The sequence below is a fragment of the Synergistaceae bacterium genome (assembly GCA_031267575.1).
Taxonomy (GTDB): Bacteria; Synergistota; Synergistia; order Synergistales; family Aminobacteriaceae; genus JAIRYN01.
This window is the reverse complement of record JAIRYN010000047.1, coordinates 77528-93458: the sequence shown is the minus strand read 5'-3', so window position 1 is coordinate 93458 and position 15931 is coordinate 77528. Positions and strand designations below refer to the sequence as shown.

Annotated in this window: 13 protein-coding genes, 1 pseudogene and 1 riboswitch; of the genes and pseudogenes, 10 read left to right on the top strand and 4 right to left on the bottom strand. The window is 47.1% G+C overall.

Translation table 11 applies throughout. From position 1 onward, the window contains the following. Nucleotides 1-76: 76 nt before the first annotated feature. Entirely contained in the window at nt 77-778 is a 702-nt protein-coding gene (locus LBJ36_07135; protein MDR1378811.1) for a hypothetical protein, read from the top strand. A gap of 670 nt (nt 779-1448) precedes the next feature. Here the strand turns inward: LBJ36_07135 and fliD are convergent. Further along, nucleotides 1449-4349: a flagellar filament capping protein FliD gene (fliD, locus tag LBJ36_07130; protein MDR1378810.1), complete on the bottom strand. Its 2901-nt coding sequence runs from the start codon at nt 4347-4349 to the stop codon at nt 1449-1451. A 21-nt stretch (nt 4350-4370) separates the two neighbouring features. Then, the gene (locus LBJ36_07125) at nt 4371-5051 is read right to left on the bottom strand and encodes a hypothetical protein (GenBank protein MDR1378809.1); all 681 of its coding nucleotides are present in this window, start codon (nt 5049-5051) and stop codon (nt 4371-4373) included. Between the two features lie 258 nt (nt 5052-5309). On the opposite strand from LBJ36_07125, the gene LBJ36_07120 reads away from it, so the two are divergent. From LBJ36_07120 to LBJ36_07110, 3 genes and pseudogenes are all read left to right on the top strand, one after another. Then, nucleotides 5310-5990, top strand: coding sequence for a response regulator transcription factor (locus tag LBJ36_07120; GenBank protein ID MDR1378808.1), 681 nt, complete (start codon nt 5310-5312; stop codon nt 5988-5990). 81 nt (nt 5991-6071) lie between these two features. Continuing rightward, entirely contained in the window at nt 6072-7406 is a 1335-nt protein-coding gene (locus tag LBJ36_07115) for a HAMP domain-containing protein (GenBank protein MDR1378807.1), read from the top strand. Nucleotides 7407-7502: 96 nt separating this feature from the next. Continuing rightward, a pseudogene (locus tag LBJ36_07110) lies at nt 7503-7635 on the top strand (ABC transporter permease). Nucleotides 7636-7731: 96 nt separating this feature from the next. Here the strand turns inward: LBJ36_07110 and LBJ36_07105 are convergent. Both LBJ36_07105 and LBJ36_07100 read right to left on the bottom strand, forming a co-directional pair. Beyond that, the gene (locus LBJ36_07105; protein ID MDR1378806.1) at nt 7732-8049 is read right to left on the bottom strand and encodes a DUF1963 domain-containing protein; all 318 of its coding nucleotides are present in this window, start codon (nt 8047-8049) and stop codon (nt 7732-7734) included. A gap of 76 nt (nt 8050-8125) precedes the next feature. Beyond that, on the bottom strand, nt 8126-8278 hold the full coding sequence (locus tag LBJ36_07100) for a hypothetical protein (GenBank protein ID MDR1378805.1): 153 nt from the start codon (nt 8276-8278) through the stop codon (nt 8126-8128). 181 nt (nt 8279-8459) lie between these two features. After that, nucleotides 8460-8561, top strand: a riboswitch (purine riboswitch). Nucleotides 8562-8741: 180 nt separating this feature from the next. Here LBJ36_07100 and LBJ36_07095 point away from each other — a divergent pair. From LBJ36_07095 to LBJ36_07070, 6 genes are all read left to right on the top strand, one after another. Further along, on the top strand, nt 8742-9371 hold the full coding sequence (locus tag LBJ36_07095) for a cyclodeaminase/cyclohydrolase family protein (GenBank protein ID MDR1378804.1): 630 nt from the start codon (nt 8742-8744) through the stop codon (nt 9369-9371). A 147-nt stretch (nt 9372-9518) separates the two neighbouring features. Beyond that, the gene (locus LBJ36_07090) at nt 9519-10679 is read left to right on the top strand and encodes a helix-turn-helix domain-containing protein (protein MDR1378803.1); all 1161 of its coding nucleotides are present in this window, start codon (nt 9519-9521) and stop codon (nt 10677-10679) included. A 370-nt stretch (nt 10680-11049) separates the two neighbouring features. Beyond that, complete coding sequence (locus tag LBJ36_07085) at nt 11050-12210, top strand: M20 family metallopeptidase (GenBank protein MDR1378802.1); 1161 nt, start codon at nt 11050-11052, stop codon at nt 12208-12210. A gap of 103 nt (nt 12211-12313) precedes the next feature. Next, nucleotides 12314-13726 (top strand): dihydroorotase, encoded by a 1413-nt coding sequence (gene pyrC, locus LBJ36_07080; GenBank protein MDR1378801.1) that lies wholly within the window; start codon nt 12314-12316, stop codon nt 13724-13726. A 30-nt stretch (nt 13727-13756) separates the two neighbouring features. Beyond that, nucleotides 13757-14305: a cysteine hydrolase gene (locus LBJ36_07075; GenBank protein MDR1378800.1), complete on the top strand. Its 549-nt coding sequence runs from the start codon at nt 13757-13759 to the stop codon at nt 14303-14305. 207 nt (nt 14306-14512) lie between these two features. Continuing rightward, nucleotides 14513-15919, top strand: coding sequence for a purine permease (locus LBJ36_07070; GenBank protein MDR1378799.1), 1407 nt, complete (start codon nt 14513-14515; stop codon nt 15917-15919). Nucleotides 15920-15931 lie beyond the last annotated feature (12 nt).

Genomic DNA, 15931 nt, shown 5'->3' with positions numbered 1-15931 from the left:
CTCTAGAAATTTCAAATTGCCGTGTTTTGTTTTTTATTATATACTCTCTGAAAATAAGAAAAGAGGAGGTAGACAGATGGAAACGCAACGGCGAGAACCTCAAATGGGCCTTACCTTTGAAAAGGTTTGGGCCGCGTTAATGGAATTGCGGGAAGAATCAAAAGAGACTGATCTACGGATGAAAGAGACTGATCTACGGATGAAAGAAACTGATCTACGGATGAAAGAAACTGACCGGTTGATTCGGGAATTGCGAGAGGAATCGAAAAAAACTGACCTACAACTAGAGAAGACCGCCCGACAGATTGAAAAAACAACGCAACAGGTTGAGGAGACCAGTCGAAGCATCGGAGGTCTAAACAACAGCTTCGGTGAACTGGCTGAACATTTGGTAGCCCCCAATATCCAAGAAAAATTCAACGCCTTGGGTTATCACTTCAAGGGGAGCGCTGAAAATCAGAAGATCAAGGACGAACAGGGAAAGATTATCGCGGAGATCGACATCTTGTTGGAAAATAGAGATTACATCGTCGCTGTGGAAGTAAAATCTAAACCGAAGAACGCCGATATCAATAACTTTGCGAAACGATTGGAAACCCTGAGGAAATACAAAGACGAAAACAATGACAAACGCAAGATTCGCGGCGCCATCGCGGGAGCTGTCTTTTACGATTCAGTCAAAAAAGCCGTCCTGAAAGCCGGCTTCTATGTCATAGAGCAGGCCGGCGACACGATGAAAATCAACATTCCAGTTGATTTTAAGCCAAAGGAATGGTGAGCGCGATGCCCACAAAAAAATATCAAAAACTTGAGCTTCAGGAAATCTCTTTTTAATTAGAAACGCACGGGCGCGCGTCTCTAACCTCAATGAACTTGATCACCTCGTCCACCTGGACCTTGCGTATCACCCGACCGTCACGAGCGTCGATCACTTGAAGTTGTACCACTAGTTGTACCACTCCCGCCTCTTCCAGAACCTCGTACTTCAGCGCCCGGCAGTGGCTGTTACTTAGACTTCTTCGGCTTCATCCTCTCTAAAATCCAGCTTCAGTTACCGGGCTTCCATTTCGTCCACTTCCCTGGCATTGCTGACGGACAACCCCATCAAAGGAACATGGCGAAGATCAGTGAAAATTTAGATGCACTTTTGATTGCGGCTAGCGATGGAACTTAAATGGAACTTAAATGAAACTTAAGCCGAAAGCATTAAACAAATTATTTGGGGTATTGTCAGCATTGCAAATTCGGCAAAAAACCCGATTATTAAATTTAATCAGCAAAGATCTGGGCATGTGCTTCGTCAGAGTAGATAGCTAGGGTACCGCGACCTTCATTTCAGTGACAATTGTATCTGGGGCGGGAAGAAAATACCCACCCCAATTATCACTAATATATCAGACAATTTAGAAAAGTTCCGAACTCTCGACAATGGCTCAACTTGTCTTTGTCTACGAGGACGATTGCAACTGTGCCGTAACGGTTTCAAGCCATGATGCCTGTTGAACGAGTGTGGAAAGACTGACCTCAGCAGCAGCGAATTGAGCCTGAAGACTTGCCTGTTTTGCCTGCAACCTCGCTTCGAATTTTTCGAGATATTCGTCGATTGACGCGATTTCCGTGTCGATGGCGTTCATCTCACGCACAACAGAACCTTGAGCCGTGGTGAAACCGGAGGCCACCTCTTTCTGAGAGGACTTGATCATATTGTCCACGAAGGTTTGCATTTGGGTCGCAAAGCTCGTTACCAATGCCGAAACGTCGTCAGCGTTGTTTTCCAGAGCAGCCATGAAGGTACTGGTGTCAAAATTGAGTTCGCCACTTTTCCCCTCATCGGACACAGTGCCCGTAGAAGCGAGCTTTATTCCGATCTGAGAGAGTGTCGAATATTCGTAATTCAACCCAAGCGACGACAACATAGACGTCGAACCACCAAGGGAAACTTGGCCGTCCCCCCGTATAACCAGCTTGTTGTTCTCCACCTCAGCTTTGGCAAGAGGTATGGAGTAGGCTTCTCCGTTCGCGTCGTAAAACAACGGGTTGTTTTGCCCGTCGAGCTGAGGGTTGTTGATTTTCGCCGCGACCATCGAGAGCGTGTCGCTGGGATCTACAGTAACGCTCAGGGTGCGGTCTCCCGCACTAATGGTAAAGTTCTCCGCTCTGAGGACTCCGTTTTGCAACATCGTGCCGAAGATCGCGTTACGGCTGACACGCTCCGTAAACAACGCGGCGTACACTTGAGACGTCAGTAGGCGCATGGAGTTCTTCGTGGTGCGCAGAAGAGAGTTCCCTTTCAAAAGCCCCCAGTTCATACGAAAATCGTCGCTGTCCACCGTGGCCTTTGCGGTATCGTCTAGTGCTTTTTCTGTCATGCGCACGTTGATCCAGTCTAAAATGTCGTTGTAGGCTGTGACACAATTCTGCAACGCGGTGACGGCGCTCTCCGCGTCCTGCGAAACATCAAGCGACACCTGTCCTACGCCCTTCAGTTGCAGGGTCATTCCCGTGATCAGCTCATTCCCGTAGCCCTCGCCTATGAAATTGGAGGAGCGACTCACCGTCTCGCCGTTTAGCACCAGCAGTGCATCTTGTGCCGCCGTGTAATGGTCTGCGTCCATGTTATCCAAACCAAACGCGGCCAGAGTACCGTTACCGTCGTCGCTTAGGAAAAAAGTGTTGGCACCATAGGTGTATTCAACGGTATACGTGCTCCCGTAGGCAGGAGTCTTCGAATGCATTCCAGGGGAGGGGGGATTCATTGACGCTGGATTTGGCGCTGCCCATGTTATCACGAGATTCTGATTCGAAGAGTCGAGTTTGGCGTCATAAGACCAGGCATCTATGACCGATGAGGTACTATAATCGAAAGTTAAGCCATTGTACGTTATCTTGTGCATCCCATGAGGATCGGTTTCAAACGTGCCGTTGTGAGGCAAACTGAACGTGTCCTCAGCATTACGTGTGACGCTAATGGTATCTGTCGTGCCGTCGATTTTGTACAATGTTATGTCGTAAGAGCTGTTGGGCTCTGGGGCATCTCCGGCTCCTCCCGTGTACCACTGGACTACTGCCTTACCGTTGATATCCTGCACGATGTCGAAGTCGATCCCTTCTCTCCAGACCCGGCTTCCTGATTGCTGGATCGTGGTGGTTCCTCCCACGATATCGGCGTAGTTTACTGACAACTCGTCTTTATTATTGCGTGTGATCTCAAGAGTAACGCTTTCATCTCCTGCGGCGATATAGGTTACCTTGTAACTCTCTCCATCTACCGGTTTATTGGTGTCTAACCAGTGTATCGAGCCATCGGAAGTGACTTGAAAAACAGGATTCGCGTCCGTCGAGGAATAAGTGTTACCTCCGAATTCGACATTTACCTCGCCTCCGGACTTTGGCGTGAAAGGCAAAACCAACGAATCCACGTTGCCATCTGAAGAACGCGTCGCCGTCATCGAGAACGTGTCTCCCGCATACGCCGTGTACGTGTCATAATAAAGGGCTCCTGGAGGGGGGACCACTGGATCCAAAATTCTCCAGCGTACAGAGTCGCCGCCCACAACGTCGAAATCTACGCCCGACGTGTAAGTTGTGCCATCTGCGCCCATAATGGTGATCCTCCCTTCGCCGAAACCGCCGCCCAGTTCCATGTCGAGGGTGTAAGTAGGAGGGTCATAGGTGGAGTCGGTATTGTCGGAGCTCGTGCTGAAAAACACAGTGTCATAAGAGTTGACGGATCGCGTTATTGTCGCCGTGTGCGTCGTATCTCCCAAACCCGTGTTGTCGCTTTTAAGGACGAGCTTGTTATCCACGACGCTCGCCGTTACTCCGACGGGGGAACTCTGGGTCTTGAGCTGCGTGTTGATCTTGTCCGTGAGGGAAGTCAGCGTATCCGTCGAGGCTACGTCAATACGTACTTTGTGCCCGCCGGCGTTTATGTAGAAATAAGAACTGCTTGATCCCAAAATATTGCCGAATTGGCTCGTGACGGACGAAAACTGGTTAGAACGGTTGACTTGGGCTTTAGCCAACTGCACAACCTCCAGTTCGTGGATGTTGATCGCAGCATCCGCGTTGACGGTCGCAGTCAAAACTCCCTTATACGAGGTGTTGCGGTCGAGCCTCTCGATTTCAACCTCCTTCGCCTTGAAGGTGGAGACTAACTTCAAGGGCGACAGGGCGCTTTGCAGAGCTTGCATGGAGACCTGGAGTTCCTCCCAAAGGGTTTTCGTCCGCTCAAGTCTGTCCCGCTTATCCAAGATTACATAAGCAGGCTGTTTCACTTTCTCGAGCAATTCTGACACCATACTGTCCCAGTCTATGCCGGACACAATGCCCGTAATGGACATGGCCATTTTAACGTACCTCCGTCGAATTCACGCCGAAAGACTGAGTTGGGAATATTGTGCTTGTTGTTGGGCGTAAATCTCGATCCAACGACTCGTCAGTCGAGTTTGCAGCTTCGCTGCCGCATTTTCGGCCGCAATATCCTTCAGATTTAGAGCTGCGCCGGAACTTTCGTCGCTTTCATTTTCCTCTAGCTCGGCGAGGTATTCTTCTAGCGTCTCAGTGAGAGAAACTTCGTCGTCTTCGTCGTCTTCATCTTCTTCGTCCACAAGGGCCTCAATCCACTTTATGGAGGCACCCGTGCCTCCGCTCATGCCGCCGGGGCCAGAAAATTTCATGCCTGCGGGTTTTGCTCTCGACGAGGCTTGGGAGACTTTTTCCTCCAGTGCGGACAGATCTCCGCTTTCCGCTATGGCGCTGAGTTCGGATGACAGGTCTTTGAGCATCTTTGCGTGCGGACCATTGGCGTTTTCTGCTTCGTTCGCCACTTGAAGCGCCATTTCGTAGGCTCTAGCCTTTAATTTTTCAGGATCTTCCTGTAACGACTGAAGTTCGGCTAAAAGTTCCGCAGGGTTCGTTGCTGGCACACTAGCGGCTCCGCTCGACCCGTTCGATACTACCTCGCGTGTTGTCTGTTGTTGTAATTTCTTCTGTCTTTCAAGATATTCCTCCCACTGTATACTGCTGCTCGATATAGAACTGACGCTCATAATGATGTCCTCCCGTTATAAAATTTTGTAAAAACATCAATTAATAAAAACATCAATGGACTTCCTCAAAACCTCAAAAAATGCCTCAATCAACGTACATTCAGAATAGAACGGAGAACGTTAACATGCGGCAAAAAAACGTAAAATAATGTCATAAAATGTAAAGAAATGCAAAGACAGTCGTGCGATGTGTTTTAATGATTAGGACGTCTCGACATGTAAAAACAGGGGGAGGCAGAGAGAATTAAAAGCATACTTATGATCGACGACGACGTGGAACTCTGCGCGTTGCTCGGAGATTATTTTCAAATGGAAGGTTTTGGGTTCTCATACGCACATTCTGGAAATAAAGGGCTTGAGATACTGGCCGATGGGGAGTATGGCATTATTGTCCTGGACGTCATGTTGCCGGGCCGCAGTGGTTTCGAGATCCTGAAAGAAATCAGGAATACCTCGCCAATACCGGTGATCATGCTGACGGCCAAAGGAGATCCGCTGGACAGAATAGTGGGGCTCGAAACAGGAGCGGATGATTACATCTGCAAGCCGTTCGATACGCGGGAGCTTTCGGCCAGGATCAGGGCCGTGCTCCGTCGTGGCAGTCTATCCGAAATGACCTCAGAGGATATCCTGCGAGTAGAAGACCTCGAAATGGATCTTCGGTCCCGTTCCGTCAGAATTGGACGGCGCGGTATTTCACTCACGAACGTCGAGTTCAGGTTGCTCGAAGCTCTACTTTCGTGCACGGGTAAAAAAATATCCTTGGAACAGTTGTCCATCAGTGTTCTGGGACATTCTCACTCTCCGTTTGACAGGAGCCTGAGTGTACATATAAGCCGGTTGAGGCACAAAATTGGTCTTTATCCCTGTGGAAGTGAACGCATCAAAACATTAAGAGGCGAGGGATTCATCTACGTTTTCTCCGAAAAAGAGACGTGATGGTTTTATCCGGGAGGGATTTTTTATTTTATTATGAAAAAAATAACGAGGTTTTCTCTGTTCTGGAAAATATATCTCACCATGTTGCTGGTCTTCTTTCTCCCCATCGTTTTCTTCACCCTGTCCCGTATGATCCGCGATCAGCGCAGTGGTATGCCGTTGGGAGTCATGCGCCATATGCAATGGAGCGTTTCAGAACTTGCAAAACAGGCTGAACCGATACCGCGTGAACTTCTGATGTCGTGGCTGGAATCAATGGAAAACGCGAGCGGCTTAAAGATCTGTGTTCGGCGAAATGGGGAAAATTTTTACCTGCCTGATTCGGAGTGGCTCGTCGAACATATATTGAAAGAAACGGACAACACGCAGTATCCACCGGCTCCAATTGTCGTTTCATCCGTTTCACATTCTGACCGGACAAAAATTGTTGTGGGCTCGAAGCCAGGCCCCAGAAGGCACAACGTAGAGGTATTTCTGATGGTGGCCGTTCTCTGTGCCATTTTTAGCTTCATGCTCGTGCGTAATTTCATGACTCCGCTCGCGGAACTTCAACGCACCACGCTTCAACTGGCGAACGGAGATTTATCCGCAAGAGTAGGGCAGAGTGTAGTTGGGCGCGGTGACGAGATCGCCGACTTGGGCAGACGCTTCAATAATATGGGCGAACGTGTAGAAAATCTTATCTCATCTCAAAAAAGGCTCCTGAGCGATATTTCTCACGAAATCCGATCTCCCTTACAACGTATGGAGGTTGCTTCCGCACTTTTACGGGACAAATCCTGCACAGAACCTAGAAAGTATATTGACCGCATAGAGTTGGAAATAAGGCGTATCGACAAGATGGTAGAGGAACTTCTGACCCTAACACGCACCGACGAAATGAATCTGCGGTCTGAAATTGTAGAACTGGATGAAGTAATAAATTCCATCGTTGAGGATGTCCAGTTTGGGAGCGATACGGAACACCGAATGAAAGAGGAAAAGGAGGGAGAAAAAAAGAAATTTATTACCGTAAATGTTGAAAAGGTTGCCGTCATAGGAGATGTAATACTTCTGAATCGGGCACTAGGAAACGTAATACATAACGCTATCCATTATACAGAGTCATCAAGTGGAATTGAAATAAATACATATCGGAAAGGTAATAATGTCACAGTAAATATCAGAGATTATGGGAAAGGCATTTCGGAAGAAGATCTAGAGAAAATTTTTTTACCATATTATCGCACCGAAAAGGCAAGAGAACGTTCCCGGGGAGGGGTCGGGCTCGGATTGGCGATAACAAAACGTATTGTTGAAAAACACGGCGGGACTATCAAAGCATCGAACGCCCAATCGGGAGGCTTAGTGGTGGCAATTATGTTGCCCTGCGCGGATGACCCCGTAGAGTTCAAAGCAGTTGATTCAGGTGTTTAAATACTTTCTATTCACTCAGGGTTACGATAAAGCGATGAGAAAGCCAACGGCTTCAGCCGTTGGATGAGCTTGGATGAGCTTGGATGAGAATCGCATCTTCTCGCCATAGCTATCACAGCCTCCCTTGGAACGGGGCTTTTCAATATTTTCAATATGATGATCGCGGTGGGCATCTCCAACATTCCTCGCTATGCACGCATCCATCCAGGGTTTCGTACTGTCGGTCCGCGAAGTGGATCGGTGTGAGTGTTGGTCTTTTGGCAGTGGTTTCGTTCTTTCTGATCTTGGTACGGTTCGGGAACGCCTACTACGCAAAGTTTGCAATTCAGTTACCGCCGCTCCAGCAGCACTGGAACATCGCCCATACCCGCGAGAAGTCGCTGGCAGCAAGGTCGGCCTTACGAATGGCGAAATACGCCATGCCGCAGTCGCCACACAGAACATCGGCATTGTCGTCGGAATCAATCTGGAAAAGCAGCGTCCAATCCTTTGCGCCATCCCGAAACTCTTTCGCGCGCGGGTCACGATAGCCGCTTTCATTGCCGCAAAACAGACCGTCGCTCATCAATTGGCATTCCTCGAATATCTCGCCTTGTACCAAATGAGAATGACCTAGCAGTTGGTGGTCACCTTCACCAAGCAAGCGGTTTTTTTATATTCTTCGATAATCTCATCAAAAATCTCATCAAATACGTCCGTGTCCGCACGTTTTTTGATGTTTATATGATGTTCATAAACTCCTTCAACATTTCCGGGCCAAGTCCCACGCCACCCAAGGCTTCACCTGTTGGATACGAAAGCCCGGCAAGCTCTTTATGGTGATAAACCCTAAAGCCGTCCGCGTCCGTCGGGTCGGAGCTCCAGACTTCCACGCCGCCTTCATAATGAAAGAGTCCTGGAAAAAATGCAGGACTCTTTCATGCGGTAAACCTACAACTCAATATGATGAAATAAAAGATAACCAATGTCAATAGGTTAAGAAAAATTCGATAAAACGACAGAACGACATAAATTGCTTGACATTTAAATTGGGGATGTTAGAATAAATTAAAATAAAATATTTGATAACTTTCTTGTATAAGTTCATTGATTTGGTATGAACGTTTCGACCGGACGACCTAATCGTCTTAGGCTACAAGGGAGTAATTTATCGACCGAGGGGTCAGTAAATTGCTTCTTTGTAGTCTAAGATTTTTTTACACGTTGCTTTGAACTGCGCAGCTTTAAAGTTTTGGAGGAAGCTAAATTCTCTCCGAATAAAGACGGGGCGCTGTTGTTTGTTACGCGTAAATAAAAAGCAAAATTATAAAGCAAAATTATAAAGGAGAGAATAGCATGTTAATGGACTTATCTATGAAAGAATTTGTTTCTGAACTGGCATCGTCATCTCCGGCCCCTGGCGGCGGAACGATTTCGGCCGTGAATGGGGCATTTGCTGCAGGGCTTGGCGTAATGGTATGTGGGCTCACTTTACAACGATCCAATAAAACGGAAGCCTCCGATTTGCTTCTAGAAGTGATGGACAGTCTAGCAATCGCGCAAAAACGCTTTATTGAGCTGGCCGACGAGGACACGGACGCGTTTAACAAAGTCATGAGAGCCTACAAACTTCCCAAAACATCTGAGCACGAGCAAGAGACCCGAAAAAAGGAAATCGAGGCAGCAATGGTTGAGGCAACACAAATACCGATGGAGACGACACAATTGTCCATAACTTGCTGTAAACTCTTGGAGAGCGTGGCAAGTGTCGCGCACGATAATGTTCTCAGTGATTGCGGAGTGGCTATCGAATGTGCCCATCTCGCCGCGCTGGGCGCGATCATGAACGTGACGATAAACCTTCCGAGCATTACAGATACAAATACTGCCCTCAAATTCCAAAGCCAACTCGACGCTGCCAAAACAGAGATTCAAATTCAGCACGGGAAAACCGATGCGGTATTCAAAAACAGATTCGTATATTGATACAGACGACTATGGTAGTTAGGGTGACTCACTTCGAACCTCCGGTCGCCTGGCGGATTTTATTACTCCTCTAAAAATGCAAAGCAGCACAACAGCATATTGACTCCTGCATTGCATGGTGTATTTTTGAGCTGAGGAAGTGCTTTCATGAATTCCTTTGCGTGTTTTCTAGAAATTTTGTTAGAAGGAGAAGACATACACAAACTTTTAAAAGCCATACGCGAAGATATCGGTATTGATGTCGCTTGGAAAGATATGCGGACGGGTGCCGTATTTTGTTCCGGCGCCCCACTTTTTTGCGAACGCGCTACGACTTATCCTTTAAAAGAACTGATGCGGCTTTATGCGTTTCAAGAGGTCCGTTTGTCCTGCCAATTGTTGGGTTATCTCTTGTTGAACACCTCTCCGTCGTCCGAAAAAACTAAAGAAGAAAACCTTGTTAACAGTTTAGCGGCCATACAGTTGATTTACAGGCAGACAATACTTCAAGAAAAGATGGAAAGTGAATACCGGAACAATTTTGTTCAAGATCTCTTGTATAACAGGATCGTACATCAAGAGGAATTGATCAATCGAGCCAGAACATTTCATTGGCAACTCGACGGTGGAGTCATATGTCTGATTATTGCTCTCTCTCGAAAATATATCGGCAAAAAAGATTTAGCGACACATGACTTTTGGGAACTTTCCTGTGTCAGAATCCGCGCCTTTTTTCCCCAATCTATCTTTTCGCAGGAAGCGCATTCTATTGTTTTCCTTCTATCCTATAATCCCGACGCGAATGACTTACGACACTTCCATTACAGGTTACGTGAAGTTTTAGGCGCATTGCGCAAAGATATACAAGACCGATATGCAGTCGAAATAATCGCCGCTGTCGGGGATTGTCGAAAATCACCGCTTTTTGCCCACAAAAGCTACCAAGAAGCGCGGCAGGCATTGATGATTCTGGAAAGCTCTCCCGGAAAAGAAAAAGAAAAGATTGTTTTTTGGAATCAGTTAGGCGGGCTCCGTTTATTGGCGACGATGGCGAATACCGATGCAGCTACGGATTTTTGTCGTCAAACATTGGCTCCCATCATCCAGGATCACGGCAAAAACGGAGAACTTTTGCAAACGCTCTTGTGCATAGAAGAAAACAGTGGAAATCTACAAAAGGTTGCTCATATACTTGCTTTGCATTACAATACTGTCAAATACAGAGCTGCCAAAATTTGGGAACTTTTGAACATTGACCCAGCCAATTCAGAAGAACGTTTTAACCTCTCTCTTGCCCTCCGTATATACAGACTTCAGGAACACTCCTAAATTCTCCGTGTGCTTACCCATCGTCATTATGACTATTTCCAAATTGAAACCAAATTGAAAGATCATGATCATCCAATTATCAACCGACTCTATATCTCTATAAAGCTCTGCCATGATTAAGAATGGCGAAATTTGGTGAAATTTATTGTAGTTTTTTGCAAAATTTTTTTAAAAATTTTATCCTTCATGGACAAAGACTTTTGTAGAACATCTTCTTATGATTATGATACTTAATCTTCCATCTACCTTGTGAACATCAATCAACTTTTTCGACTTCAAGTGTTTCTGAGAATAAGTAAGTAATGGTGTTCAGTATAAAGCGAGAGTTTCCCAAAATCAAAAGGCGACACACCTAGAGGGGATTTTTCAAGTGGAATTTGAAGAACGGAGCGCTATAAACATTTTGGGGCAATTGATACGAATACGAACTCCTCAGCCATACGGCGACGAAAAAGACGCTGTGCTTTATCTATGTGATTTGTTCAGCACGTATCCCGTTGAATGTATTGTTCTTGAGCACGGGAATAACAGAGCTTCTTTAATTGTAACCCTGCCTGGAAAAAATCGAAGTCACTCCATAGCGATTGTCGGTCATTTGGATACGGTGGGTGTCGATGTCGGACACCAATGGCAATATGGACCTTTTTCCGCTTTTCACGATGGAGATCGAGTTTATGGTCGCGGTGCCGCGGACATGAAGGGGGGCGTCACAAGTATCCTCTTAGCGGCTCTCAATCTTTTGGAAGATAATTTCCGGCCTGTCCTAGACATCCAGCTCTGTTTTACCGCGGATGAAGAGAACGGTGGAATCGGTGCGAAGAGCCTTTGCGATGGCGGATATCTCGACAAGGCGACAGAGATTGTGGTGGTCAAGCCTACAAATGAAAAAATAGGTTTGGCTGAGAAGGGAACACTTTGGTTGTCGGTGGAAACCAGGGGCTGTGGCGCTCATGCCGCTATGCCAGATAAAGGAGTCAACGCCATCGAACAAACTGCCCTGTTCGCTCAAAACATTGCAAAATGGCTCCATAAAAAAGGGAAATATCCGCTTTTAGGCCACTCGACCTGTACAATCACCAGCCTTCACGGCGGCAATTATTCAAACGTCGTTCCAGAATATACCAAGGCTTCTTTCGACATTCGAACTTCTCCCTGCATCGACCATACTTCTATACTCGAAAAAATAAATACTATCGCTCAAGATCAGATGCGCGAAAACGATCTATTAAAAATATCTTACGATGTCACTCAGAACCGCCCTGCTTTAGGTATGGATGAAAACGCGCCTTTGATATGTACTTTCGCGGAAATCTACAAAAAACTAAAAATGTCATGGAAAACGACGGGGATACGGTATTTTACCGACGCTTCAATATTTGTTCCTCGACTTGGCGTACCGTACATCATTATCGGTCCGGGGGAGGAGATGTTCTTCCATCAGCCAGACGAGTATGTCTCGATTGAATCTATATTGCGAATCGCCAAAGTTTTGAAAGAATATTTGTTGAAATCAACTCTTCAAAAAAGTTGACTCAAAGAGGGAGGCGTGTGCTCTTGTGCTAATTTCCTCTGTTAAGCGCTTTGAAGATACTGGCAAGATCTAAATCAATCATGACAGAAGGAGTGTTGATTAAGTGAGTTACGATCTTCTCATCAAAAACGCGGCTGTTCCCAACGGAGAGCAAACGGTGATTACGGATATTTTGGTCGACAAGGGAATCATTGTCGGCTTCCTCGCGAACGCGCAGATCGAGGCAAAACGGACCGTGGACGCGCAGAGCAAGTTGGTTTTGCCAGGGTGTATCGATTCTCATACTCATTTCATGGATCAAGGTTTTACCCATCGCGAAACATTTCTGACCGGAACCAGCGGGGCCGCCGCCGGAGGCGTAACCACGATTATCGACATGCCTTGCTGTAGTGTACCGTCAGTCCGTAGCGTTGATAATTTGAATTACAAATTATCACACCTTGAACCCCAAGCCATCGTCGATTTCGCCTTGTGGGGAGGGGTCACTGGTGAAGACGTCCGCAATGGGGCTTTAGATGTCGTACAGCAACAGGCTGATGCTGGCGTGTGCGCATTCAAAGTTTACATGACTCCCTCTGTGCCTAGCTATCCTCGCGTCACTGATCCGGAAATGCTGGAGTGCTTTGCGGCAATCGCAAAAACAGGTCTTGCGGTCGGAGTTCATTGCGAGAATTTCGCTATATGCGATTTCTATGTGAACAAATTAAAAGAAGCAGGACGGAAAGACGGCCCGGCGTGGGCGGAAGCACGAAAGATTCTCGCGGAAAAAGTGGCGATACAGCTCTGCATCAGCTACAGCGAAGAAACAGACGCTCGATTCCACGTTGTGCATATGAGCACGGGAATTGGCGCCGAATTGATTCGTGAAGCGAAAATAAAAGGCTTGAAAGTCACCGCCGAAACTTGCGCGCACTATTTAACTTTGAACGCACAAGACGCCATGACGAAATACGGGGCTTTCGCCAAAATAGCTCCTCCGCTCCGCCGCGTTGAAGACAATGCGATGTTATGGAAAGGTATCGCGGATGGGAGCGTCGACTTTATCGCCACCGACCACGCGCCTTACAGTATCGAAGAGGAAAAAGATAAAGCGGGCATGGACATTTGGACCGCCTTTCCTGGGATTCCTGGCGTGGAGACGATGGTACCGGTGATCGTGAGTGAAGGCTACAACAAGGGGCGCATTGGGCTTTCTCGCCTTGTAGAGATTCTTTGCGCATCTCCCGCTATACATTACGGCCTGTACCCCAAAAAAGGAGCGTTAGCCATCGGTTCCGACGCAGATTTCACGATCATCGACTTGGAAAAAGAGTGGACGATCGACGAAAAGAAGACTCAATGTCTGAACAAATACACTCCGTTGGACGGAATGAAACTCAAGGGCAAAGTTGTACGGACCATTGTGCGGGGCGAAGACGTATTTACGGAAGAAAAAGGAATCGTAGCCCAATCTGGCTTTGGGAAATATGTCAAGCGCCAAACCATCAGTTCTTTACCGCGGAAATTGATTTTCTAGTTCAATCTCGGAAAAGGAGAAGGAGAAGAAATGAGTAAAGACGCGATTCTCATTATTGATATGCTCAACGATTTTGCCGATCCGAAAGGCGCGCTTTTTTGTCCGGCTGGCCTTACGATTATTCCCAAACTTCAGGATCTGATCAAATTTGCCCACGAAAAAAGCATTCAAGTCGTCTTCATCGAGGAAGCGCACCGGAAAAACGATAAAGATTTTCGCGTGCGTCCGGTTCACGCGGTTAAAGGCACATGGGGATCGGACTTCATCGACGAACTACGCCCCAACGAAGAGCTGGGCGATTACATCGTTCAAAAAAGACGACACAGCTCCTTCGCATACACGGATCTCGACTTGTTCCTGAGGGAAGAAGGAATCGACACAGTGGTCGTCACGGGAACCTGGACGAACGTCTGCGTCCGTTCCACCGCTTCGGACGCGCTTTATCACACGTACAAGGTTCGCTGCATCAGCGACTGCACAGCGTCTAAAACGGAGGAGATGCACCAAGCCGGGCTTGTCGATATTGGCATTTTTGGCGAAGTGCTTACGTTGGAGGAGTATAAGAAGCTCTATTCTTAAAAATATTTGTTTAAGAAGCGTTTCTTTAGAGAATAACTTTCAAAAAACACCTGAGTCATCGTACAGAAGAACTTGCGATAGCACGTTTATTTGTATATGTTTATCCAGATGTTTTATGCGTATACTGTTTTTTGCTTCCTACTTGATGTCTCATTCGTTAGTTGCATTTTGATTGCTGAAAATTTTCTACACGAAGGAGAATTCACTATGCAAGCAACAGACGACCAGGCAATAATGACACATACGGACAAAACAGCAGATGGAATGTCCAATATCAAATTAAATTACCGCCTTGAAGACAAACCTCCGTTTCTGACTACATGTTTATTGGGGTTCCAAAATATCGTCACCGCGTTTGGGGGCATTGTGGCAGTGCCGTTTGTCCTTTCGGGGTTTGCGGGTCTGAACGTTCATGAAACCAGTTACCTTATCAGCGCTGCGTTGCTATGTTCGGGGATTGTTTCTATCATTCAGTCCCGCGGCATATTCAAAAAACCATTTCGTGTGGGCACAGGGATGCCTACTGTCATGGGAACCGACTTTGGTTTCGTCCCGCCGGCTTATACCATCATCAATACGATGGGAGGCGGTATGGCAGGCTATTTCGGCGCATCCATGTTGGGGGCCTTACTGGAGATCTTTTTGAGTTATTTCGTCAAACCATTGATGAAATTTTTCCCACAGGTTGTCACTGGAACGGTGATCACCCTCATAGGCGTAACGATCATGCCGGTCGCTTTCGACTGGGTCGGAGGTGGTGTAGGATCTCCCAATTACGGTGCTCCAATCAATATCATGCTTGCCACCTTTGTGTTCTTAGTTGCAATTTTATTGAATCGTTATGGCAAGGGGATTATTAGTAACGCTTCCATCCTTATTGGAATTGTTGTAGGGTACTTGATTTCCATTCCTCTTGACCTAGTGGATTTCAGTCAGGTGGCAGCAGCGGAGTGGTTTGCCATGCCTCAGGTTTTTCGATATGGCGTCGACTTCAACCCGAAGTTCGTGATTCCTTTTATTGCGGGATATTTAGTCACCGTCATTGAAACGGTAGGGGTTGTACAGAGTATCGGCAATATGACGCAGAGCGAAATGACCGATGAGATCATTGCGGATGGCGTTCGCGCTGATGGCTTTGGATCTCTGATTTCTCCCATACTGGGTTCTGGGCCTGTTGCGACTTTCAGTCAAAACGCGGGGCTTATTCCACTCACGAAATGCGCGTCTCGATCGGTCGCCATCGCGGCAGGCGTCATGCTCGTGATACTGAGCCTGTTTCCAAAGCTCGCTACCGTGGTTTCCATCATGCCTCCTCCGGTGTTAGGAGGGGTAGGAGTCCTCATGTTCGGTACAGTGGCTTCTGCGGGTGTCCAATCGCTTTCGGAGGTCAAGTTCAACAACCGGAATATGCTGATCATCGCATCGGCAATCGGAATAGGACTGGGTGTTACCATGCGTCCGGAACTCATATCAAGTCTTCCTGAGACGATAGAGAGCTGGCCCGCAATGGTAAAGGGGCTTCCCGGTATCGTGAAAGCACTGTTTTCTTCCGGTATTTCCGCAGGTACAATCGTAGCTTTCATACTGAATATCCTATTGAAAGAAGAAGAGTAAGGCATGGAGCAC

Bases quoted from the DNA above. Each gene is read 5' to 3' on its own strand.
- LBJ36_07075 (MDR1378800.1), top strand. From the start codon at position 13,757: ATGAGTAAAGACGCGATTCTCATTATTGATATGCTCAACGATTTTGCC.
- LBJ36_07135 (MDR1378811.1), top strand. From the start codon at position 77: ATGGAAACGCAACGGCGAGAACCTCAAATGGGCCTTACCTTTGAAAAG.
- LBJ36_07090 (MDR1378803.1), top strand. From the start codon at position 9,519: ATGAATTCCTTTGCGTGTTTTCTAGAAATTTTGTTAGAAGGAGAAGAC.
- LBJ36_07115 (MDR1378807.1), top strand. From the start codon at position 6,072: ATGTTGCTGGTCTTCTTTCTCCCCATCGTTTTCTTCACCCTGTCCCGT.
- LBJ36_07095 (MDR1378804.1), top strand. From the start codon at position 8,742: ATGTTAATGGACTTATCTATGAAAGAATTTGTTTCTGAACTGGCATCG.
- LBJ36_07125 (MDR1378809.1), bottom strand. From the start codon at position 5,051: ATGAGCGTCAGTTCTATATCGAGCAGCAGTATACAGTGGGAGGAATAT.
- LBJ36_07070 (MDR1378799.1), top strand. From the start codon at position 14,513: ATGCAAGCAACAGACGACCAGGCAATAATGACACATACGGACAAAACA.
- LBJ36_07120 (MDR1378808.1), top strand. From the start codon at position 5,310: ATGATCGACGACGACGTGGAACTCTGCGCGTTGCTCGGAGATTATTTT.
- fliD (MDR1378810.1), bottom strand. From the start codon at position 4,349: ATGGCCATGTCCATTACGGGCATTGTGTCCGGCATAGACTGGGACAGT.